This window comes from Candidatus Pelagibacter sp. Uisw_106, assembly GCF_047724975.1.
GTDB lineage: Bacteria > Pseudomonadota > Alphaproteobacteria > Pelagibacterales > Pelagibacteraceae > Pelagibacter.
Genome location: NZ_CP159819.1, coordinates 909,869 through 933,087, shown reverse-complemented (window position 1 = coordinate 933,087; position 23,219 = coordinate 909,869). Strand labels below are relative to the sequence as shown.

The following is a 23,219-nucleotide window of genomic DNA, read 5'->3' as shown; positions in this document are numbered from 1 at the left end:
ATGGAATTTTTAAACGCAATTATATTACTATTAAATTACATTTTTATGCCAGCACTTACGTATGGCTCGCAACTAGCATTAGGTGCAATATTTGTAACTTTAATTTATGGAATTCTGAGATTTGCTAATTTTGCAACTGGAGACATGATGGCTTTTGGTACAATGGTTACAATATTGTTCACTTGGTATTTTCAATCACTTGGAATTTCTTTAGGAGTTTTACCAACAGCATTACTTGCCATCCCTTTTGCAATTGTTTTAACTATTGGGTACATGCTCTTAGTCGATAAATTTGTTTTTAGATATTATAGAGTAAGTAAAAGTCCTCCTGTTCAGCTTGCAATGGTTAGTATTGGTGTGATGTTTGTAACACAAGCAGCAGTTAGAATAATAATTGGACCATCAGATCAAAGATTTTTTGATGGAGAAAAATTTATTATCAAAGCAGGTGAGTTCAAAGAAATGACTGGACTTAATGAAGGTTTAGCAATTAAATCTAGCCAGGTATTAACAATATTTGTAACAATTGTATTAGTTTCTATTTTATTTTGGTTTTTAAACAAAACTAAGACAGGAAAAAGCATGCGTGCTTACTCTGATAATGAGGATTTAGCTTTATTATCTGGGATTGACCCTAAAAGAGTGGTTATGATTACTTGGATTATAGCAGGTATTTTGGCGACAATTGGTGGGGCTTTATATGGTTTAGACAAAAGTTTTAAGCCATTTACCTACTTTAATAACATGTTACCGATTTTTGCTGCAGCAATTGTTGGGGGTATTGGAAACCCGTTTGGAGCATTTTTAGGAGGGTATGTCATAGCATTTTCGGAAATATTCTTAACTTATGCTTATAAAAAATTCTTTATGTATGTTTTACCAGCAAGCATGGAGCCAGAAACTTTAGTTCAATTATTATCAACAGATTATAAATTCGCTGTATCATTTTCTATACTGGTGATCGTTTTACTTTATAGACCTAACGGAATATTCAAAGGGAAGGTACTGTGAGAAATTTCCAAAATGTAATTCTAGCCTATACAATAATGATGGGACTTATTATCTTAGTTGGAATATTTCAATCATGGAATGTAGCTCTATCAATTTTTAACATGTGTTTGATTTCTGCGGTAATGACCATGGGTGCAAATATTCAATGGGGGTATGCAGGTTTAATTAATTTTGGTCTTATGGGTTACGCAGCATTAGGTGGATTAGCTGCAGTTTTGATATCTGTTGAACCTGTACAAGAGGCATGGGTTGCAGGTGGTTTTAGTATTTTAATGTCTTTGTGGTTAATAGTTGTGATGGTCTTTGCAATACGTTTTGTATTAAAAAATTTTGAAAAATCTAAAATTAGAACTTATGGTATTGCTACAATTATTATTGCTGGAATTATCATTATAAGAGTTACATCAGAGACAAGTATTGAGGCTATTGAAAATGTTAACCCTGCAACAACAGGATTTCTTGGCGGATTAGGATTGCCAATTATGTTTTCTTGGATCGTAGGTGCATTTTTTGCAGCAGGTCTAGCATTTATAGTTGGTAAAGTTGCGTTAGGTTTGCGAGCAGATTATCTAGCTATTGCAACATTACTAATTTCAGAAATAGTTATAGCCATCATTAAACATGAAGATTGGTTAACAAGAGGAGTTAAGAATGTAATTGGACTGGATCGACCAGTACCTTATGAAATTGAACTCCAAACTAAAGAATGGTTTATAAATCTAGTTGCAAAATTTAATTCTGGAAAATTAGATTTAATCTCAAGTATTAACGATAAACAGGCAGCCCTTAATCAATTAGTAATTGAGGGATCATCAGTTTTTGTAAAACTTTGTTATTCAGGTTTATTTTTAATTGTTGTTATAACTTTATTAATAGTTACTCAAAAAGCTCTTTACTCTCCATGGGGAAGAATGATGCGTGCGATAAGAGATAATGAAGAAGCTGCTAACGCAATGGGAAAAAATGTTGTTAAACAACACCTATTAATTTTTATTTTAGGCTCAGCTATAGTTGGAATTGCTGGTGCCATGTTAGTTACTCAAGATGGTTTATTTACACCAGGTAGTTACCAGCCTATGAGGTATACTTTTTTAATTTGGGTTATGGTTATTGTCGGAGGAAGTGGAAACAATTTTGGAGCAATTTTAGGTGGTTTTGCAGTCTGGTTTTTGTGGATTGAGGCAGCACCAATTGCATTATTCTTAATTAATCTATTTACAGCAGGTTTAGCAGACACACATTCGTTAAAAATTCATTTAATTGAAAGTGTTCCATACTTTAGATATTTAATGATGGGTATGGGTCTTTTACTGATCATGAGGTATCGACCTAAAGGTATACTTCCTGAGAAAATCGAAATAAAATAAATTTATTATGAAATATATTATACTCGGAGCTGCAGTAGCATGGGCTATGTACATCGGTGATAAATATTTTTTTTAATGAATAAAAATTTATGGCTGCTAATTTTAAGTCAGATTTTTGCTTTCACAGCAGCACCAGTGACAGTTTTTTTAAGTGGAATAATTGGTTCCCAGTTTAGTCCAGTAAAATCTTTAGCAACTTTACCGATGGCTTTATCAATTGTAGGTATAGCAATTTTTGCAATCTTTGCAGCAAAGGTTATGAGTATAATTGGTCGAAGAGCAGGCTTTATATTTGCATCAATCATTAGTTCATTGTCATCATTACTTGCTGCTTATTCAATAATTATTGAAAGTTTTATATTATTTAATTTTGCATGTTTTTTACTTGGGGCTGGGGTTGCTTTTAGTCATCAATATCGTTTTGCAGCTGTTGAAACAGTAAAAAAAGATATGGCACCAAAAGCTATTTCAATAATATTATTAGCAGGAATAGGTTCAGCTTTTATAGGACCAAATGTTGCTAATATAACAAAAGATATTATTGCTGAACATTTATATGCCGGTTCCTATATCGCACTTGCAGCTTTAACACTCACCTCAATAATCTTTTTATTATTCTATAAAGACGGACATAAACCAAATCGTATTAATAAAAAAACTTCACGTAGCTATCTAGAGTTAATTTCTCAACCAAGATTTCTACAGGCTTTAGTAGCATCTGCGTTTGCATATGCAGTAATGTCATTTTTAATGACAGCTACACCAATAAGCATGCATGTAATGGAAAAAATAAGCTTAACTAAAACAGGACTTGTAATTCAGCTTCATATCGCAGCAATGTTTTTACCTTCACTAGTTACAGGTAATTTGATTAGAAAATTTGGACATAGTAAAATAATGTACGCTGGTGCCCTCTTATTTTTAATAACAGTTTTAACTAGTTTCTTTGATCAAAATTTTACTAATTATTTAATTGCATTAATATTTTTAGGATTTGGTTGGAACTTTTTATTTATATCTGGAACAAGTCTATTAGTTTTATCTTATAGGGAAAACGAAAAATTTAAAGCACAAGGATTTAATGATCTAATAGTTTATTCAATTCAAGCAACTGCGAGTTTATCTGCAGGAGTTTTCTTAACATTAACAAGTTGGAAAACAATGAATTTAGTTTGTATAATATTTTTAGTTTTAATTATTTTGTCAACATTAAGAGCTGATTTTAAAGAGAGAAAGTAAGATGGATTTACTAGCTTATTTTCAACTCAGCTTAGTTGAAATTTATTTTGTAATATTTACCGTATTTATTGCATCTATTATAAGAGGATTTAATGGCTTTGGCTTTTCAGCAATATGCATCTCAGGTTTTTCTTTTATTCTTCCAGCGATAGAAATAGTTCCAATTATTCTAATACTTGAGGTCATTATTAGTATTTTTATGGTTCCATATATATGGAACAAAATAGATTGGAATTTTGTTGTAAAACTGTTATTTGGAATAATTATTGGCTCTCCTGTTGGTATTTATCTATTGAAATATTTAACCCCTGACGTCACACATCTATCTGTTTGTGTACTAATCATATTTTTTTCATTTTTATTAATGAGAGGCTACATAAATCAAAAGATTAATAACAATTATGGAAAATTCTTTACAGGAATAATTTCCGGAACATTAAATGGATTAACTACTTTAGGAGGAATGCCTGTTGCACTATTCTTATTAGTTACAAGTATTCAACCTGCGATAATCAGAGGTTCATTAGCAGCATTATTTTTCTTAACAGATATTTATGCTTTTGCTCTTAGTTTTTTTGCTGGAATTGTAGATACCACAACTATTTATAGGACCGTTCCATTGATTATTATTTTACCAATAGGTGTTTATATTGGTGATAAATTTTTTATTAAAAGTAAAGAGGAGACATATAGAAAAGTTGTTTTTTACTTTCTTATATTCATCTCAATATTTGGGTTTTTTAGGATTATCAGCAATTTTTAGATAAAAAAAACCCCCAGCAATTTTCACTGCTGAGGGTTTTAAAACTAAAATTTTAATTATCTTTGTTTTTTATTTTTAAATTTTCCACCTTTGATTTCTTTCTCTAAAAAAGAACCTTCAGCTTCACCAACGCTAGTAAAAGAAACTCCAGTTGCACCTTCGTAGTCAACTTTTTTACCTTTAGCTAATAAATCTAAACCTTTTTTAAGTTCACCTGGATAAATTTTAGTTCCAGGACCGTTAGCAACATCCATTACATTCTTAGCAATAGAAGCTCTATCAGCTGATCCACCTGCTTGCATCGCTAGAACGATTAAAGCTGCTGCATCATAAGATTCACCAGTATAAGGTCCAGACGAGTCGATACCAGCTGCTTTAGCAACAGACGCAAAAGTACCTGCTGTTTTTTCATTCATTGAACCAGGCATTGAACCAAAAGATTTATTTAAATCTTTTCCAAAAGCATCAGTTAACGAGTCACCAATCATACCATCAGATAAAATAAATTTATCAAATGCACCGGAGTCTAAAGAACCTTGAATAATTCCTTTTCCACCTTGGTCTAGGTAACCAATTACTGCCACTGCATCACCACCTGCTGAAGCTAAAGTAGCTACTTCAGATGAGTAATCAGCTTTTCCATCTTCATGAGCAGATACAATTGTTACTTTAATACCATGAGCTTTTACAGCTGCTGCATAAACATCAGCTAAACCTTTTCCATAGTCATTGTTAGTGTAAGTAATTGCTACACTTTTGATTCTTCTGTCTTTAGTAATATCAGCTAAAATCTGACCACCTCTAGCATCAGATGGGGCTGTTCTAAAAAGAAACCCTTATCATCTAAAGCTGTAAGTCCTGGCGAAGTTGCTGATGGTGAAATCATTACTACACCATTTGGTACAGCAACATTAGATGCGATAGCACCAGTTACACCTGAACAGTCAGCACCCATAATTGCTGCAACACCTTGTGCAATAACACCTTCTGCTGCTGCTGTTGCTGCTGCTGAATCAACGCAAGTTGAGTCTGCTCTTACTACTGAAATAGTTTCTCCACCTAATAGTGAACCTGAATCAGAAGCTTCTTTAAATGCAAGCTCTGCAGATGCAGCCATAGCTGGTGTTAGAGATTCAATAGGACCAGTAAATCCTAGGATGATTCCCATCTTAACTTCTGCGAATGTATTCGTTGTAAAAGTAGAAACGAATATAAATGCAGCAATAAATAGTTTTTTCATTATTTTCCTCTTTGATTGTTAACAATTTATAAAAAACCAATTAAATTACGATTAATCTAATAATTCAATGGATAAATTATCTTATTTTTTGAAGCTGATAGACTGAAATAATCACAATAGCCCCACCAATAGTACTTAATATCGTTGGAATTTCTCCAAAAATTAAGAAAGTTAGAATTAAACCAAATATTGGAAATAGAGAGTAGAAGGGCATAACTTTATTAACTGAATAAAATTTATAGAGATAAAATAAAGAAGTATGAGCAATAACGGAGACAGTTACTCCATTATGAAGCAAAAGAAACCACGTGTTTATATCAATATCTTTTAAATGATTAATTGTATTTCCTTCAGTAAAAATTGAAAATATTAAGATGGTAATAAAGCCTGTAAGTCCCATGATCATATTTGAAAACTTTACATCAACTTCTTTGATGTACCTTGATAACACATTTGCAATTCCATAAAAAAAAGCAGAAATGCCACATAAAAAAAGTGCATAAATTTCTCCTTTTAAATTTGGATCATAACCAATTAGAAAAATTCCAAAAAAAGAAATAAGTATTAGTATCCACTGTTTCGTACTAACTTTTTCACCAAGAAAAATTGAGCTTACAAGAATAGCAAAGGGTATTGCTAGTTGAGCTCCAATAATAATAGGAGCAACTAAAGTTGCTTTACCTAATGATAAATTTAAAAAAAATATAACTCCAAAGCCCATAGTTAATGAAAAACCTATTAAAGGAAAAAAATATTTTTTATCTGGGATTTTAAATTTACAAAATGGAATGAGAAAAATAAAAAGTATAAACATTCTTAAGGATCCTGCTAACATGGGTGGTAAGGATGTATTTAAGGCAAGCTTGTTTACTGGATATGAACTTCCAAAAATAAACATAATAAATAAAACTAAAAAATAATGTCGGGTAGTCAAAAAATTAACCCATTGTAAATGGGTCTGTCATCGGTTTTTCCGAAGAATTATACCATGTAGTTTTTATTCTTGTATATTCTTTGATAGATTCAATTCCAGCTTCTTTACCGTAGCCACTATCTTTAATTCCTCCAAAGGGAGCCATAGGTGAAATTAATCTATATGTGTTTACAAATACTATTCCAGCTCTCACTGCCTTTGATACTCTCATACCTCTCCCAAGGTTTGATGAATAAACCCCAGAGGATAATCCATATTTATTATCATTCATCAATTTAATAGCCTCTTCCTCTGTATCAAATTTCATAACAGATAATACTGGACCAAATAATTCATTTTCAGCAGCAGGTAGGGTATGATTTTTACATTCAATTATTGTAGCTGGAAAATAATAGCCTTTATTAGATATATCAGATCTTTTTCCTCCACATCTAATTTTTCCACCTTGTTCAATGGTAGCTTTAATATTTCTTTCAATATTTTCTAATTGTTTGAGACTATTTAAAGGACCCATTTGAGTGTTTTTATCCATTGGGGCGCCTAGTTTTATCTTTTCAGCTTTTGTGACTAACTTATCTAAAAATTCATCATAAATTTTTGATTGAATATAAAGTCTTGATCCAGCAATACAGCTTTGACCACTTGCACCAAAAATGCCAGCAGTAATTCCATTAAGTGCATTCTCTTGTTCAGCATCATTAAACACTACAACAGGACTTTTTCCACCCAGTTCTAAGCTTACTTGTGATAAATTTTCAGCAGAATTTTTTACGATATGTTTGGCAGTTTCTGGACCACCTGTGAATGCAATTCTCTCCACAAGGTTATGTGTAGTTAGAGCTTTACCACAAGGGTCACCTAAACCAGTGATTATGTTAACCACTCCTTTTGGTATTCCTGATTTTTCAATTAATTTTGCAAATTCCAATAAAGTTACAGGCGCAAGTTCGGATGCTTTTATTACAACGGTATTTCCCATAGCTAATGCGGGGGCAAGTTTAACAGCTGTTAATAACATTTGGGAGTTCCATGGAATGATTGCAGCAACCACGCCAATAGGTATTCTAGTAGTTGTTACTTGCATGTCTGGTTTGTCAATTGGTACGACTGTTCCTTCAACTTTATCAGCAAGACCTGCAAAGTAATCATAGTATTCAGCAATATAATTAGCTTGTGTTTTAGTTTCTCTAAAAATTTTTCCTGTATCAATAGTTTCTATAGTTCCAAGATGTTCAGCATTCTCTCTCAGTAAGTTTGCAAGAGACCTTAAATATTTAGCTCTATCTCTTGGATGTAAATTAGACCAGGAGTTATCAAAAGCTTTTTGTGCAGCCTTAACTGCTTTATCTACATCTTTTGCATCTGCCTCAGGTACAGTTGCCCAAACTTCATTATTCTCTGGGTTTAAAGTTTCAATAGTTTTACCAGACTCAGACTCAACCCATTGACCGTCTATGTACATTTTAAAGTTTTGAATTTTTGTCATTTAATTACCAATAAAATTTTTAAGATTTATATTAACATCATCTGCGCACTCTATACTACAAAGATGTTTTCCATTTTTTATCTCGATAAAACTTGAATTTGTTAAATCATCAGATAAGGATTTTGACATTTGAACTGTGGAACCTGTATCACCTGACCCTGTCATGATAAGAGTTTTAGTTTTAATATTTTTAATTATATCAATATCATCTTGGTGGTTTGCAAATAGCTTGTAAGCTTTTAAAAAGTTTAAATGATCTTCATCTTTTTTTGTTAAGATCTTTATAAATTGATCATAAATTTCTGGATGGTCTTTTAAGTATTGATCTGTGAACCATCTTTTTAGTGCTTGTTTTGAAATAGGTTTGTTCAATTTAGCCTGTTCAAATCTTTCTATGACTAAAGCTCTTTGTTCTTCAGTTCTTTTATATGTTGTTCCTATTAATGTAAGGCTTTTTAATCTATCTTGAAATTTTGACGCAAAGTCTAATGCAATTAATGATCCTAAAGAGAAACCTACAAGATTAATTTTATCAATTTTTAAAAACTTTAATAAATAGTCTAGTTGATCTGAAAAATCATTTAATGTGATCTCTTCTTTATTGTAAGGAGTTTTTCCGTGCCCTAATAAATCATAGGTAATTATTGAATGATCACTTAAGGAATTAACTTGAGAGTCCCACATTTTTTGATCTAGACCAACACCATGAACGAAAACTAATGGCTCAGTTTTATTATCAATGAATGAATGATAATTTTGATTAGGATCAAAATTGTGAGGCATTAATTTATTTAGGATCCAGTCCCATTTCCTTCATATCTTGATATCTATCGCCAGTTCTAGCATGAGCTCTACCACTTGATGCTCCACCTATTGCTATTACTATTTCATCATCAAAAGGGGCATCGTGTATAGTAAATTCATGTGTAAGATAATAGGGCCTTAGACCTGAATCTGTTTTATGCATCATCGGAATTGACATTTTAGAACCAGCGGGACTTCTTGTGTTCGTGAAACTTAAATAAGATGTTCCACCAACAGCATCTCTAAATTTATTACCAAACCTTAAAGTGTGGATAAATGCAGATGCATGTTCAATTTCACCATTAAGTCCGACAGTTCCAGCCTTACCATAAGCTAAAATTTTTTCAGGAGAGCCCATTTCTTTTATTAATTCAGAGACTAGAATAGTACCTAATTTGGGAGCTAAATCTAAAATGATTGGTTTTAAGTCTTCAACAAAACCTTTTCCATGCCATGGATTTTTAAATACAGCAGCAACCGAAACTAGTAAAACAGGTTCTTTGGCTTCCTTACCACCTTCAATAAAAGTTTTATCAACAAATTTTGCAAATTTTCTTAATTCAAGTTTCATTAACTAGCCATTTCTATATTTGAATTATCTAAATTAATTTTTGGTATTACTTCATCATTAAACAGTTTTATACTTCTCATGCAAGCATCATGCTCTATACCAGGAAAGTTAGACCATACTTGCAAGTTTTGTAAATTTAATTCAGATTTTAATTCATTTATTTTATTAACCACATATTCAGGTGTTCCAAATAATAAATTTCTTTTATGTAAGAAGTCATAGTTCAATAGATCTAATTTATGTTTTGTTTCTGGTAACTCCTCATCTGGATTCATATGATTTCCCAATCCTCTCCAATGACAAACCCATTTCATATAATTAATAATATGTTCACCAGCCATTTTTTCTGCTTCTTCCATAGTTTCTGCTACAAACATATCTCTAACTAAAGATACACCCTCTCCCAATGGCACATCTCTATTTTCTGCTTTAGATTTTGCATCTCTATAAATCTCAAATCTTTTCTTTAAAGCTTTAACAGTAGGTATCCACATTATAGTGTTTAATCCATTTTGTGCTGCCCATTCAATCGATCTCGCTCCATCAACTACTTGCCATATAGGAGGGTGTGGTTGTTGCATTGGCTTTGGAACAACGCTAATTTTTTTTATTTCACTTGTTTTTGTATCTAAAAATTTATCACTAGGTGGACTCATATCATGTTGCCAAGTAAAACCAGGAGTAGGGTAGGTATAAAACTCACCTTGATGACTAAAAAATTCTTCAGTCCATGCTTTTTTCATCACTGTTAAAGTTTCATCAAATAATCTAAAATTTTTTGCTTGATCTTTTAAGTCAGCCTCTTTGTTCATGTTGATAGCTTCTCTGCCATATATTCCTCTTCCAATACCAACGTCAACTCTCCCACCTGATAGTTGATCCAATAAAGCTATGTCTTCTGCAAGACGTATGGGGTTATGAAAAGTAATTACATTACAGGCTTGACCTATTCTAATTTGTTTAGTTCTTGCAGCAGCGTCTACTCCCATCATTAAAGGGTTCGTACAAGATTCCATTCCTTCATGATTAAAGTGATGCTCTGTATACCAAATTGAGTCCCAATTATTTTCATCACAGTAAGTAGTAATTTCTTTGGTCTCATCCAGTAATTGATTGTATGGTTTATGATCCCAGTTAGTAGTGTTACAAAAATATCCAAACTTCATTCAAACCTCCTTAAATAATTAAATTTAAAGACGACTGATCCCACTTTCGTATTCTTTAGTACCTTTTAAACCTTAAGTAACGACGAGTTATGTACGCTTTTTCTTAAACTCTATTTTAACTAGACTCCTTATTCAATATATATTTAATCAAAATATTATAGGTAATTTATGAAATTAAACAAAGTTGAGCCAAAATACATTTCAAAATCCAATCCAAGAATTGGTCTTATAACGTTAGGTAGCGATTTTAGAATTGAAAAGGATTTTAATAATGTGATCTATGGAAGAGACATTGATCTCTATGTAAATAGAATTCATTGCTACAATCCATTAACCAATGAAACGTTGGCTAAAATGTCAGATGACATTACCGATGTTACAAAAGATATTTTGCCAGATCAAAAAATAGATTGTGTAGCGTATGGTTGCACGTCTGGAACAGTTGCAGCTGGGTATGATGTGATAAAAGAAAAAGTAAATTTAGCTAAACCAGAAGCAAAGGTAACAACGCCAATAACTGCAGCTATTAAAGCATTAAATAAATTAGGCATTAATAAGATATCTATTTTTACACCTTATACAAAAACAATAAATGATTCTGTAGTTAATTACTTTGAAAAAGAAAACATTAGTATTAGTTCTTTAACTTATTTTGATATTGATTCTGATTTAGATATTGGAAAAGTTGATGAGGATCATTTATTTGACGTCTTGTCAAAAATAGATCTTGTAGATAGTGAGGCGTTATTTGTTTCGTGTACGGCTTTACCAGTATTATCTATAATTGATAAGTTAGAAAAAAACTAAATAAAATTGTTCTATCAAGCAATCAATCTTTAATCTGGGATTCTCTTAATGTAATTAATTATAAAGAAAAGATTGAAGGTTTTGGAAAATTATTTAATAGTTAAGCTATATGAATTTTAGTAAAGAAGAATACAAAGCAAGATTAAAAAAAGTTCAAAGCTCAATGCAAGAAAAAGGCATAGAACTATTAATCTCTAGCGATACAGCAAATATGAACTATTTAACTGGTTATGATGCCTGGTCATTTTATTATGCTCAAGCTGTAATTGTTCATGTGAATGCTGATGAGCCATTATGCTGGGTTAGAAAGCAAGACTCAGGTGGAGCTTATATAAAAACTTATTTAAAAAATGAAAATATTTTAGTTTATAACGAAAAATACATTCATACATGGCCAGTTCATCCTTACGATAATTTAGTAGAAATTATAAAAGAAAGAAAGTGGGATAAACTTACAATAGGTTTGGAAATGGATAGTCATTATTTTACAGCTTATTGTTATGAAAAAATGAAACAAGGGCTACCAAATGTTAAGTTAAAAGATTCTGAAAGATTGGTTAATTGGGCTCGTGTTGTTAAATCTAATGCAGAGATAGAACTTATGAAATCTGCAGCAATAATTTCTCAAAAAGGAATGCAAACAGCAATTGATGTAATAAACCCTGGTGTCAGGCAGTGCGATGCCGTAGGTGAAATTCAAAAAGCATTGTTTTATGGAACCCCAGAATTTGGAGGTGAGTATTCAAGTATTGCAACATTACTTCCAACAGGAAAAGGTACTTCAGCATCACATTTAACAGCAACACAAGATAAGTTTGTTGAGGGTGAGGCTACAATTATTGAACTTTCAGGGGTATATCAAAGGTACCATTGCCCAATGGCAAGAACAGTTTTACTTGGAAAACCTGATCAAATGAAAATTGATACTATGAATAAAACAAATGAGGCTCTTCAAGCTGGAATAGATGCTGCAAAACCTGGACAAACGGCAGATGATGTTGCGCAAGCTTTTTGGAAAATTCTAGATAAATATGGAATAGAAAAAACCTCTAGAACTGGTTATTCAATAGGAATTGGCTATCCACCTGATTGGGGTGAACATACCCTTAATATATCTAAAGGCGATATGACTATTTTAGAACCAAATGTTACTTTTCATATGATTGCTGTAATGCAATTTGGAGGGTGGGGTGTTGAAGCATCAGAAGCAATACGAATAACCGACAAAGGGTGTGAGTTATTTTGTAATTTTTCAAAAGATCTTCACATTAAGTAGTTGAAATTAAAAAACTTGATAAATAAGCCAACAAATGTTTTAAATCCCTTGGAGAAAATATGGCAAAAAATAAAGAATTTGTAAAATTTGACAATGTAGACAAAAGCTACGATGGCAAAATATTAGTTGTTAAAGGATTAAATTTAGATATCGAAGAAGGTGAGTTTGTAACAATGTTAGGACCCTCTGGTTCTGGTAAAACAACTTGTCTTATGATGTTAGCTGGTTTTGAAACTCCAACTCATGGAGAAATTTACCTAGATGGTAAGGTGATTTCAAATATTCCACCTCATAAAAGAGGAATAGGAATGGTATTCCAAAACTATGCTTTGTTCCCTCATATGACTGTTTATGAAAACTTAGCTTTTCCTTTAAGAGTTAGAAAAATTCCAAAAGACGAAGCAGATAAAAAAATTGATAAAGCCTTATCAATGGTTTCACTGCACGGTTTTGAAGCAAGAATGCCGATGCAATTATCTGGTGGACAACAACAACGTGTTGCTGTTGCAAGATCATTAGTTTTTGATCCACAGGTAGTATTGATGGATGAGCCACTTGGAGCATTAGATAAAAATTTAAGAGAGAGTATGCAGTATGAAATTAAACATATTCATGAAAGTATTGGTGTAACAGTTGTTTATGTAACACACGATCAAACTGAAGCGTTAACAATGTCAAATAGAATTGCAGTTTTCAATGATGGTAAAGTTCAGCAGCTATCAAGCCCTGATGAATTATATGAAAAACCAGTTAATTCTTTTGTTGCTGAATTTATTGGAGAGAACAATAAATTTTTAGGTCAGGTTGCAGATATTTCAGGTGATAAATGTAAAGTAAAATTAGAAGATGGTACGGAAATTTTAGCAAATCCTGTTGCTGTAAAAGCAAAAGGCGATAAAACTAAAGTTTCACTAAGACCTGAAAGAGCAATTATAGATCCTACAGATAAAATGGATAACAATCACAAAGGTAAAATTGAAGAAATAATTTATCATGGTGATCACACAAGACTTAGAGTAGATTTACTTGGTAATAAAGATTTTATCCTTAAAGTACCAAATAGCACTGCAAGACTAGATCTTAAAAAGGGCAATGTGCTTAATATAGGCTGGAACAGTGTCGACTGTAGAGCTTTAGATCCAAAATAAGCTGTAACAATTTCCTAGATAAATAAAGGCAAATTAGACATAATTGGCTGTTGACTAAACAGGCCTATATTGTTTTACTTTCACTTTATAAAATAACAAACGTTAACGTTAAATAGGAGAGAAAATGAAAAAATTAAGTAAACTATTACTTGCTCTATCTTTTGTACTTTCTATCACAACTTCAGCATTTGCAGTTACTGTAGTGTCTTGGGGTGGTGCTTACACTGAAAGTCAAAAATTAGGGTACGGTGATCCTACTGCTGCTAAATTAGGAATACCTGTAAACTGGGTAGACTACACAGGTGGATTATCAGAGATTAAAGCTCAAAAAGAAGCTGGAAAAATCACTTGGGACATCATTGATGTATACGCAAAAGATACTATCATTGGATGTGACGAAGGAATTTTTGTTGAATTCGATTTCGATAAAGACTTCGCACCTGCTCCAGATGGAACACCAGCAAGTCAAGACTTCTTTACTGGCATGCCTTCTAAATGTGCAGTTGGAAACATCTTGTACTCTTGGAACTATGCTTACAATGACGCAACAATTGGTGACAAAAAACCTACTACACTAAAAGACTTTTTTGACACTAAAAAGTTCCCTGGAAAAAGATCAATTTACAAAGGCGCAATGTCTAACTTAGAAATTGCTATCACTGCAGACGGTGTAAACCCTGGTAAAGGTTCTGATCTTACTTACAGAAAACTTGCTGCTGATGGTGGAGTTGACAGAGCAATGAAAATGATTACAGACCTTTGTACTGATCCAAATGGTGGATGTGTATTCTGGAATGCTGGAGCTCAACCGCCTGAATTACTTGCTAACGGTGAAGTAGTAATGGCAACTGGTTGGAACGGTAGATTCTTTAATGCGCAAATGGAAGGAACTCCTCTTGTACAAGTATGGGATGGACAAATTCTTGACTATGAATACTTTGCAATGGTTAAAGGTGGACCTAACGATGCTAACGGTAAAGCTATGAAAGTACTTAGAGAAATGACAAGTACTGAAGGGTTAGCTGGAAGTGCTAAGTATATTGCTTACGCTCCTTGGAGAAAATCTTCAATTGCTATTATAGATGCTGGAGAGCCATGGTATAAAGATGGTAAAACAAGCATGGTACAACACATGCCTACAGCACCTGTTAACACTAAAAAATACATCCTAATGAATCCTGATTTCTGGGCAGATAACCAAGATGAAATCAATGAGAAATGGGAAGCAATGAAAGCTGGACTATAATTTAGTTTTATAGATTAAGTTTTTATTATAAAATATTAGGGCGGTTACAAAATAACCGCCCTTTTTTTTTAAGAATTTTTAAAATATGAGTACAGAACAAATATTATCATCAGACGGTTTACCTCTAGAGGTGAGTTTAAAGAAGGCTGAGAGAAAAAATAAATTAAGAGCAGTAATGCTTGTAGCACCATTATTTTTATTTCTTATAATCACATACGTATTTCCAATAGGTGACATGTTGTTTAGAAGTGTTGATGATCGAATGATCACTAAAATGCTACCAAATACCTTTACAGCGATTGAAAAATGGGATGGTAAAGATTTACCTGAAGAGCCAGTATATGCAGCACTTTATGAAGATTTAGCGTATTTAAAAAAAACTAAAACTTACGGTAAGATCATAGCAAGATTAAATTATGAAAAAGGTGGATTCAGTAGTTTAATAAAAAAAACAGTTAGAAAACTTGGAAAATTTGAAGAAGGTGATTACAAATCACAATTTATAAAAACCCATAAGAGATGGGGCCAACCTGAATATTTGGTTGCTTTAAAGAATGCTGCACCAAATTGGACTTATGCTAAATATCTAAAAGGTGTGGATTTAAAGTTTAATCAAGATGGAAAAATAATTCAACAAGATGAAGATAGAAGAATTCACAAAATTTTATGGTTAAGAACTCTCAAAGTTGCTTTTTGGGTAACCATATTCTGTTTCATTCTTGCTTATCCAATTTCTTACTTATTAGCTACATTACCTATGAAATATAGTAATTTACTAATGATATGTGTACTTCTTCCATTCTGGACATCACTGTTAGTTAGAACCTCAAGTTGGATGGTTTTACTTCAACAGCAAGGCCCAATTAATGATTTAATTGTATGGCTTGGACTTGCAGCGAACGATGCTAGGCCAGAACTAATGTACAATGTAGTTGGAACTTTTGTTGCAATGACTCAAATCTTATTGCCATTTATGGTTTTACCACTTTACAGTGTAATGAAAACAATATCTCCAAGCTTAATGAGAGCTGGAAAATCTTTAGGTGGAACACCATTTGTAGCATTTAGAAAAATATATTTTCCATTAACAGTTCCAGGAATTGGTGCTGGATCCTTGTTAGTTTTTATTTTAGCAATAGGTTATTATATAACTCCTGCATTAGTTGGAGGAGCAAGCGGATCTTTAATTAGTAATACGATTGCGTATCATATGAAAAGTTCATTAGATTGGTCATTTGCAGCTGCATTAGGTACAATGTTGTTGGTTGGTGTTTTAACAATCTATTGGATTTATAATAAATTAGTAGGAATAGATAATATTAAACTAGGATAAATTATGTCATTACCAACTTATACAGCATGGAATTATAGAATTTGGCACTACACATATTTAACTATTTGTGGACTAGTATTTTTCTTTTTAATTGCACCATTATTTATAATTTTACCACTTTCATTTAATGCTGAACAATACATTCATTTTTCTTCAGGAATGTTAGCACTTGACCCAGATGCATTTTCGTTGAGATGGTATGAGGACATGATTTATGGAACTAAAAACCCATGGGGACTTGCTGCAAAAAATAGTATTATCATTGCTTTCTTTGCAACAATTGGCTCAACAATTCTTGGAACGGTTGCAGCATTAGGTTTAAGTAGTAGGCATATGCCTTATAAAGCAGCATTCATGGCTTTATTGATATCGCCAATGATTGTTCCTTTAATTATCTCAGGAACAGCAATATTTTTCTTTATGGCAAAAGTAGGTTTAGCTGCAACACATGCAGGAATAATTTTAGCACACATTATTTTAGGAACACCATTTGTAGTTATTACAGTAACAGCAACATTAACGGGTTTTGATCATAGTGTTACAAGAGCTGCTGCAAGTTTGGGAAGTAATCCAGTAAATACTTTTATGAAAATAACATTACCATTAATTTTACCAGGTGTTATTTCTGGCGCACTATTTGCATTTGTAACTTCATTTGATGAAGTGGTAGTTGTATTATTCCTAGCAGGACTAGAAAACACTACTATTCCAATTCAAATGTGGGTTGGTTTAAGAGAGCAGTTAAGTCCAACAATAATGGCTGTGGCAACTTGTTTGATTATAATGTCTACATTAATTCTAGTTAGTGCAGAACTTCTAAGAAGAAGGTCTGAAAGACTAAGAGGAATTAATAGGTAATTCATTTACTAAGTTCATTTTTTTTATTATAAATAGTTCTTCAATTTTTTAAATCTTATGGAAATTAAAAAAGTAGTAGTTATTGGTTCAGGAACTATGGGCAGTGGAATTGCAGCACATCTATGCAATGCAAATATTCCGGTAACTTTGCTAGATTTAAAAACTGAAATAAGTGAGCAAGCACGAGATAAAATTCACAAATCAAGACCTCCACTTTTGTTAGATAAGTCCAAAATAAACAACATTAAAGTAGGAAATATTTTAGATAATTTCGATGAAGTTAAAGAGGCAGACTGGGTAGTCGAAGCTGTTGTTGAAAGAATAGATATCAAACATGATATTTATCAAAAAATATTTAAGGAAAGAAAAAAAGGTGCAATAGTATCCTCAAACACTTCATCTATACCTATTAAAGTCTTATCTGAACATTTATCAGAAGAAGAAAAAAAAGATTTCTGCATTACCCACTTTTTTAATCCAGTTAGATACATGGGATTATTAGAGATAGTTAAAAATGAAAATAATGATTTAGATAAAATAAACTCTTTAAAAAATTTTTGTGAAACAGAACTTGGAAAAGGTGCGATTATTTGTAATGATACTCCAGGTTTTTTAGGAAATAGAATAGGTGTTTTTGCAATGCAAGTTGCAATGACGGAGGCTTTTAAAATGAAACTAACGATAGAAGAAGCTGATGCAATTTTTGGAAGACCTATGGGTATACCAAAAACAGGTGTGTTTGGTCTTTATGATTTAATTGGTATTGATTTAATGGCCGATGTTTTAAAAAGTTTTATTAAAGAATTACCAGAAAATGATCCTTTTCAAACAGTTGCAAAAGAAATTCCTTTAGTAAAGACGTTAATTGAAACTGGGTACACAGGTCGAAAAGGCAAGGGTGGGTTTTACAGGGTTAATAAAACTGGTGAAGTTAAAGTTATGGAAGCAATTAATCTTGAAACTGGTGAATATTCAGCAAGTAAAAAGATTAATATTAAATCAGATAAAGTAGATCTTAAAAAATTGATCTCAAAAGAAGATAAGTACGGTGAGTATGCTTGGTCAGTTATTTCTAAGATTATTAAATATGCCTCTTCTTTAGTTCCGTCAATTACAAAAGATTTTAATGATATTGATGAAGCAATGAGGTTGGGTTTTAACTGGACTAAAGGTCCGTTTGAAATGTTGGAAGAAATTGGAGTTGAAACTTTTTTTGATAAGATTGATGACATTAAAGGAAATATTTTTTTAGAAAATTTATCTCAAAACAAAAATCAAAATTTTTATGGATCTAGACAAAAATATACTGACATTGAAACATTTGGAAAAGCTAAAAAGAAAGCATTAAGCGTGGATGGAAATAGTTCCGCTCAGATATATAGATTTAATGATTATAATATTGTCGAGTTTACCACTAAAGCAAATGCTCTAGATTATGACTCAATGGATGCTTTAAAAAAAGCTACAGATAAACCGTTGATTATAATAAATGAAAGTATGCAATTTTCTGCTGGAGTAAACTTGAGTTATACGATGGATTTTGCAAATAAGAATGATTTTCAATCCATAGAAAAATTTATTAGATATTTTCAAGAAACCTGCAAACATCTTAAGTACTCTAATCATCCAGTTGTATCTGCACCATCAGGGTTAACACTTGGTGGAGGATTTGAAGTTATGGTTCAAAGTAATTTTGTAGCCGCACATACAAATATTGTAGTTGGATTAGTGGAAACGATAGTTGGATTAATTCCAGCTGGTGGGGGATGTAAAGAAATGTTAGCAAGATGGCTTGATACCGATGAGGCTAAAAAAGATCCTCATTACGCACCTCTTAAAGTGTTTGATATTATTGGTTATGGAAAAACTGCCACTTCACCAGTTGAAGCAGAGCCATTAAAATATTTAAAACCTGAAGATAAAAAGATAATGAATAGAAATAGTTTACTAGAAGTTTCAAAAAAAATCTTAGATAACAATAAAGAATTTAAAGCTCCATTAGAAACAGAATTCAACCTACCTGGAAAAGAAGCTTTAATAGAAATGAATAAAATTGTAGAAAAGCTTTATAATGAAAAAATAATTCGTGATCATGGTGTGACTGTTGCAAAAGAATTGGCCCATGTTTTGAGTGGTGGAGACACAACTATTGATAAAATTTTATCGGAAGATGATTTATTTAAATTAGAATTAGACGCATTTATGAGATTAGTCGAAACAAAAGAAACACGAGATAGAATTAAACATACACTAGCAACAGGAAAACCTTTAATTAACTAATATCTTTCGTCTTCTGCTTTCTTTACCTCATTTTCTGATATTTCTTCTTTCTTTTCTTCTATTACTGCTTCTTTTTTAAATTCTATTATCTTTTCACTTTCTGCTTTTTCTCTAATTAATTGGTCATTAAACTTTTTAATCAATTCTTCTTCTTTTGCTATTTGCTCCTTATCAAATTTTCTTTCCCATTCTTTTATTCTCTCATCTTCATCTTTGACTCTTTTCTCTTCAAGAATTCTGGCTTGAATTATTTTTTGTTCTCTTAGATTTTCTAATTTTATCTCTTCTTCTTTTAATTGTAATTCTTCCTCAGCTTTTCTTTGATTGAGATCATTTAGTCTCAATTCCTTAAGTTCTTCTATTTCTAATTGTTCTTTTAGTCTAAGTTGCTTTTCTTTTTCTCTTAACTCATCAGCTTCTTTTAATATTTTTATTTCTTTTTCTCTTAATCTTTCAACCTCAATCTTTTTGATATTTTGTTCAATTTCTCCCAGTTTTTGTTTTTGATAATTTAATTTATGTTCCTCTTCATTTAATCTTTGCTCATCTTTTTTTTGTTTATCAATCTCAATATTTTTTAATCTTTCTTCCTCATCTTTTATTTTTTGTTTAGCTTCACGGGCATTCTGTCTCTCAAGAGCCATTAATTTGTCATTTTCAATTTTGGCTTTTTGTTGTTCTTGTCTTATTCTTTGCTTTTCAAAAAAATCTAATCTTAGTTTTTCTTCTTTTAATCTTAAATCATCTTGTCTTGTTTTTTCCTCTTCTTCATCTCTTAGTTTTTGCTCTTCAGCTTTAATTCTTTGAGCTTCAAGTTTAATTTTTTTTCTTTCAATTTGCTGTTGTTGTTTTACAATTTTTATTTTTTGTTTTTCTTGGTTCTCTATTTTTTGTTTTTCTTCTTTTATTAGATTTAATTCATTTTGTTTAATTAACCTTATTTCTTCATTTTTTTGTTTTTCCTGTTCTAACTTTTCTTTTTTTAATTCCTTAATTTTTTCTTCTTCTAATAATTTGATTCTATGAAGTTCTTTTTGTTTAGCTCTTTCTTTGAAGTTCTTATATTTTTCCGCTAGCGATGATGATGCAAACTTTGTTAATTTTTCTATATTAATTTTTTTTAAGATTTTTAATGGTTGTCCAATTAATTTTTTTCTGCTTAAATTAATTTTCTTCCTAATTGTATTTTTTAGGACATTTTTCACAATCTTACTTCACCAAATTTTAACTAATAATAATAGTAATAGACTGACTAAAATGGGTTCAACTTGAGATTTTATCCCTTATTAATTAAGCATTTTAAATGAATTAATGAAGTCAGGTCTTAATATATATTCTGAGCGTCTTTCATATTTTATCTTTTTTAGGACTTCTAGTCCAAAAAGGACCTTACCAACAGGGGTATACTCACCTTCAAATAATGGTTCATCTTGTAGGATTATAAAAAACTGACTGTCTTCAGTATCGTTCTTAAATGTTCGAGCTAATCCGACACTACCTTTGGTATAATTAAAATTATTATCGATTTCAGATTTAATCGTTCCTAAACCAGATTTTCCAGTACCAATTTTCCCATAATCTAAATTTCCTTTTTTTCCAAACTCTAGGTCACCAGCCTGAATAAGTTTATTTTCAATCACTCTATGAAAAGCAATATTTTCATAAGCATTAGATCTAATTAAAGTAATAAATCTTTGAACAGCATTAGGTGAAATATTTGGGTAAAGTTCTATAATTACATTTCCACAAGTTACATTTAAAATTGCAATATTATTTGGTTTTTTAAAATCAATATTCTTTGGATCAATATTTTTGACAAATAAACATTTATTTTTGACTATAAAATATGTACAGAAAGTTGTGATACTTAATAAAATTAAAAAAACAAAAATAAATTTTTCTGATTTAGAGGCTCTAATTTTTTTTATCATTAAAATGTAAAAGAATTATCTATTTCTTTTATTCTATTTTCAATATATGAAATTTTATTATTTAAAATAGGGTCTGATTTACGAATTTGGTTAATTTCCTTTTCCTTTAAAAAGATCATATGTGAATAAACTTCTGCCATATCTTCTGAAGCTGTTGACTTAGAATATTCTGTGAAAAAACCTTTTGTTTCTTGGTATTGCTCTAAGCTTATTTTTTTTGTGCATGTGGAACATTCAGCATATTTAAAGTTAGAATTATTAAATTTAATCCACTCTTCTTCTTTAAAAATACTTTTATGTTGAAGATGTATTATATGAAAAACCTCATGATGAATTACTCTTTCAAAGTAATCTTCATTAAATTTAATATCCAGTATTAATGTTTTCATTACATTATCTGGAATACCAGCCGTATATAATTCTGAGATAGATAAATTTTCACACATAACAATATATTTGAGATTAATTTTTTTTAAATAATCATAGGAATATCTATTAAGATTTTTATGAATAATTTCATATTTTGTATCTAAATCTTTTTTATTTGAATCTGAACAAACAACATTTTTTTGAGTACCTAGCCTAAAAGGTCTGACAGCATAAAAATATTTAAGTTTATTTTTAGTATTTATTTCATAAATCTCTAAGTTGGGTATTTTGATGAGATTATAAATAGTATTGGCTTTTAGTGGGGTAATAAAAATAATTAATAGTAAAATGGCTCTTATTGAGTTCATAATCATAAAGATAGAAGATATTCCATTATCAAAGAATGTGGTACATTTTATTTATAAATGAAAAAAGAAAGAAATAAAAACCCAATTCAACCTGTTAGTGGAACTAAAGTTCCAAGATTTGCTGGGCCATCTACATTTGCAAGATTACCAGAATTAAGAGATGTTGAAAGTTGTGATGTAGCAATTGTTGGAATTCCATTTGATGCTGGTACTAGTTATAGGCCAGGAGCTAGATTTGGTCCTATGAGCATTAGACAGGCTTCAAGACATTTGAGAACTAATTATCATCCAAGTTACGATGTTGAACCTTTTAAGGTGCAACAAGTTGCAGATGCTGGGGATATAACCTGTAATCCTTTTAGTATTGATGAATCGATAAAACAGATTGAAGCTGGAGCAACAGACTTATTAAATAAAGTTGGTGGTATAATTAGCTTAGGTGGTGACCATACAATTGCTGTACCATTATTAAGAGCAATTAATAAAAAATGTAATGGCCCAGTTGCTTTAGTGCATTTTGATGCGCATTTAGATACTTGGGATACATATTTTGGTGCTCCTTATACACATGGAACTCCTTTTAGAAGAGCAAGAGAAGAGGGTTTATTTTTAGATGATGCTTCAATGCATGTTGGTATTAGAGGTCCTCTTTACAGTAGAGATGATATTAAAAATGATGAAGAATTTGGTTTTAAAATTATTCACTGTGATGAGTTTCAAACACAAGGCACAGATAAAATTGCTGAAAGAATTAGAAAAAGAGTTGGTAACAATCCACTTTATTTATCTATTGATATAGATGTATTAGATCCAGCTTTTGCCCCAGGTACAGGTACACCTGAAATTGCTGGTATGACCACAAGAGAGATGGTCAATGTTTTAAGAGGACTGTCTGGTTTAAATCTTGTATCTGCAGATGTTGTTGAAGTTTCTCCAGCATATGATCATGCTGAAGTTACCTCGTTAGCTGCAGCAACCATTGTTTATGAATTAACAAATTTATTTGCAAAATCATAAAGAAA

Annotated in this window: 20 protein-coding genes and 1 pseudogene; 12 read left to right on the top strand and 9 right to left on the bottom strand. The window is 31.3% G+C overall.

Going from position 1 to position 23,219, the window contains the following annotated elements:
• From ABXT45_RS05185 to ABXT45_RS05170, 4 genes are all read left to right on the top strand, one after another.
• Positions 1 to 1,011 (top strand): branched-chain amino acid ABC transporter permease, encoded by a 1,011-nt coding sequence (locus ABXT45_RS05185; protein WP_415313029.1) that lies wholly within the window; start codon positions 1 to 3, stop codon positions 1,009 to 1,011.
• Between the two features lie 35 nt (positions 1,012 to 1,046).
• Positions 1,047 to 2,378 (top strand): branched-chain amino acid ABC transporter permease, encoded by a 1,332-nt coding sequence (locus ABXT45_RS05180; RefSeq protein WP_415314444.1) that lies wholly within the window; start codon positions 1,047 to 1,049, stop codon positions 2,376 to 2,378.
• 75 nt (positions 2,379 to 2,453) lie between these two features.
• On the top strand, positions 2,454 to 3,617 hold the full coding sequence (locus ABXT45_RS05175) for an MFS transporter (RefSeq protein ID WP_415313028.1): 1,164 nt from the start codon (positions 2,454 to 2,456) through the stop codon (positions 3,615 to 3,617).
• A 1-nt stretch (position 3,618) separates the two neighbouring features.
• A complete protein-coding gene (locus ABXT45_RS05170; protein ID WP_415313027.1) occupies positions 3,619 to 4,380 on the top strand; it encodes a sulfite exporter TauE/SafE family protein in 762 nt (253 codons plus the stop codon).
• Positions 4,381 to 4,436: 56 nt separating this feature from the next.
• On the opposite strand, the pseudogene ABXT45_RS05165 reads toward ABXT45_RS05170, so the two are convergent.
• From ABXT45_RS05165 to ABXT45_RS05140, 6 genes and pseudogenes are all read right to left on the bottom strand, one after another.
• A pseudogene (locus ABXT45_RS05165) lies at positions 4,437 to 5,620 on the bottom strand (ABC transporter substrate-binding protein).
• Positions 5,621 to 5,696: 76 nt separating this feature from the next.
• Complete coding sequence (locus tag ABXT45_RS05160; protein WP_415313026.1) at positions 5,697 to 6,554, bottom strand: DMT family transporter; 858 nt, start codon at positions 6,552 to 6,554, stop codon at positions 5,697 to 5,699.
• Positions 6,555 to 6,558: 4 nt separating this feature from the next.
• The gene (locus tag ABXT45_RS05155; RefSeq protein ID WP_415313025.1) at positions 6,559 to 8,040 is read right to left on the bottom strand and encodes an aldehyde dehydrogenase; all 1,482 of its coding nucleotides are present in this window, start codon (positions 8,038 to 8,040) and stop codon (positions 6,559 to 6,561) included.
• Complete coding sequence (locus ABXT45_RS05150) at positions 8,041 to 8,823, bottom strand: alpha/beta fold hydrolase (protein ID WP_415313024.1); 783 nt, start codon at positions 8,821 to 8,823, stop codon at positions 8,041 to 8,043. It lies immediately after the preceding gene.
• A 4-nt stretch (positions 8,824 to 8,827) separates the two neighbouring features.
• Positions 8,828 to 9,415: an amino acid synthesis family protein gene (locus ABXT45_RS05145; protein ID WP_168607293.1), complete on the bottom strand. Its 588-nt coding sequence runs from the start codon at positions 9,413 to 9,415 to the stop codon at positions 8,828 to 8,830.
• On the bottom strand, positions 9,415 to 10,581 hold the full coding sequence (locus tag ABXT45_RS05140) for an LLM class flavin-dependent oxidoreductase (RefSeq protein WP_415313023.1): 1,167 nt from the start codon (positions 10,579 to 10,581) through the stop codon (positions 9,415 to 9,417). Before ABXT45_RS05140 ends, ABXT45_RS05145 begins: the two co-directional genes overlap by 1 nt.
• 168 nt (positions 10,582 to 10,749) lie before the next feature.
• Here ABXT45_RS05140 and ABXT45_RS05135 point away from each other — a divergent pair, with 168 nt between their 5' ends.
• The 7 genes from ABXT45_RS05135 to ABXT45_RS05105 all read left to right on the top strand — a co-directional run bounded on the left by ABXT45_RS05135 (position 10,750) and on the right by ABXT45_RS05105 (position 19,529).
• Positions 10,750 to 11,388, top strand: coding sequence for a racemase (locus ABXT45_RS05135; RefSeq protein WP_415313022.1), 639 nt, complete (start codon positions 10,750 to 10,752; stop codon positions 11,386 to 11,388).
• A 109-nt stretch (positions 11,389 to 11,497) separates the two neighbouring features.
• Positions 11,498 to 12,664: a M24 family metallopeptidase gene (locus ABXT45_RS05130; RefSeq protein ID WP_415313021.1), complete on the top strand. Its 1,167-nt coding sequence runs from the start codon at positions 11,498 to 11,500 to the stop codon at positions 12,662 to 12,664.
• A gap of 59 nt (positions 12,665 to 12,723) precedes the next feature.
• Entirely contained in the window at positions 12,724 to 13,812 is a 1,089-nt protein-coding gene (locus tag ABXT45_RS05125) for an ABC transporter ATP-binding protein (protein ID WP_415313020.1), read from the top strand.
• 124 nt (positions 13,813 to 13,936) lie between these two features.
• Entirely contained in the window at positions 13,937 to 15,058 is a 1,122-nt protein-coding gene (locus ABXT45_RS05120) for an extracellular solute-binding protein (protein WP_415313019.1), read from the top strand.
• Positions 15,059 to 15,143: 85 nt separating this feature from the next.
• A complete protein-coding gene (locus ABXT45_RS05115) occupies positions 15,144 to 16,391 on the top strand; it encodes an ABC transporter permease (protein WP_415313018.1) in 1,248 nt (415 codons plus the stop codon).
• A gap of 3 nt (positions 16,392 to 16,394) precedes the next feature.
• The gene (locus ABXT45_RS05110) at positions 16,395 to 17,249 is read left to right on the top strand and encodes an ABC transporter permease (protein WP_415313017.1); all 855 of its coding nucleotides are present in this window, start codon (positions 16,395 to 16,397) and stop codon (positions 17,247 to 17,249) included.
• 57 nt (positions 17,250 to 17,306) lie between these two features.
• Positions 17,307 to 19,529, top strand: coding sequence for a 3-hydroxyacyl-CoA dehydrogenase NAD-binding domain-containing protein (locus ABXT45_RS05105; protein ID WP_415313016.1), 2,223 nt, complete (start codon positions 17,307 to 17,309; stop codon positions 19,527 to 19,529).
• On the opposite strand, the gene ABXT45_RS05100 is transcribed toward ABXT45_RS05105, so the two are convergent.
• The 3 genes from ABXT45_RS05100 to ABXT45_RS05090 all read right to left on the bottom strand — a co-directional run bounded on the left by ABXT45_RS05100 (position 19,526) and on the right by ABXT45_RS05090 (position 22,197).
• Entirely contained in the window at positions 19,526 to 20,734 is a 1,209-nt protein-coding gene (locus ABXT45_RS05100; protein ID WP_415313015.1) for a primosomal protein, read from the bottom strand. The two genes, ABXT45_RS05105 and ABXT45_RS05100, sit on opposite strands and share 4 nt — an antisense overlap.
• A gap of 81 nt (positions 20,735 to 20,815) precedes the next feature.
• Positions 20,816 to 21,460: a peptidylprolyl isomerase gene (locus ABXT45_RS05095; RefSeq protein ID WP_415313014.1), complete on the bottom strand. Its 645-nt coding sequence runs from the start codon at positions 21,458 to 21,460 to the stop codon at positions 20,816 to 20,818.
• The gene (locus tag ABXT45_RS05090) at positions 21,460 to 22,197 is read right to left on the bottom strand and encodes a putative zinc-binding metallopeptidase (protein ID WP_415313013.1); all 738 of its coding nucleotides are present in this window, start codon (positions 22,195 to 22,197) and stop codon (positions 21,460 to 21,462) included. Before ABXT45_RS05090 ends, ABXT45_RS05095 begins: the two co-directional genes overlap by 1 nt.
• A gap of 57 nt (positions 22,198 to 22,254) precedes the next feature.
• Here ABXT45_RS05090 and speB point away from each other — a divergent pair, with 57 nt between their 5' ends.
• Complete coding sequence (gene speB / locus ABXT45_RS05085; RefSeq protein WP_415285968.1) at positions 22,255 to 23,214, top strand: agmatinase; 960 nt, start codon at positions 22,255 to 22,257, stop codon at positions 23,212 to 23,214.
• The last annotated feature ends 5 nt before the right edge of the window (positions 23,215 to 23,219 follow it).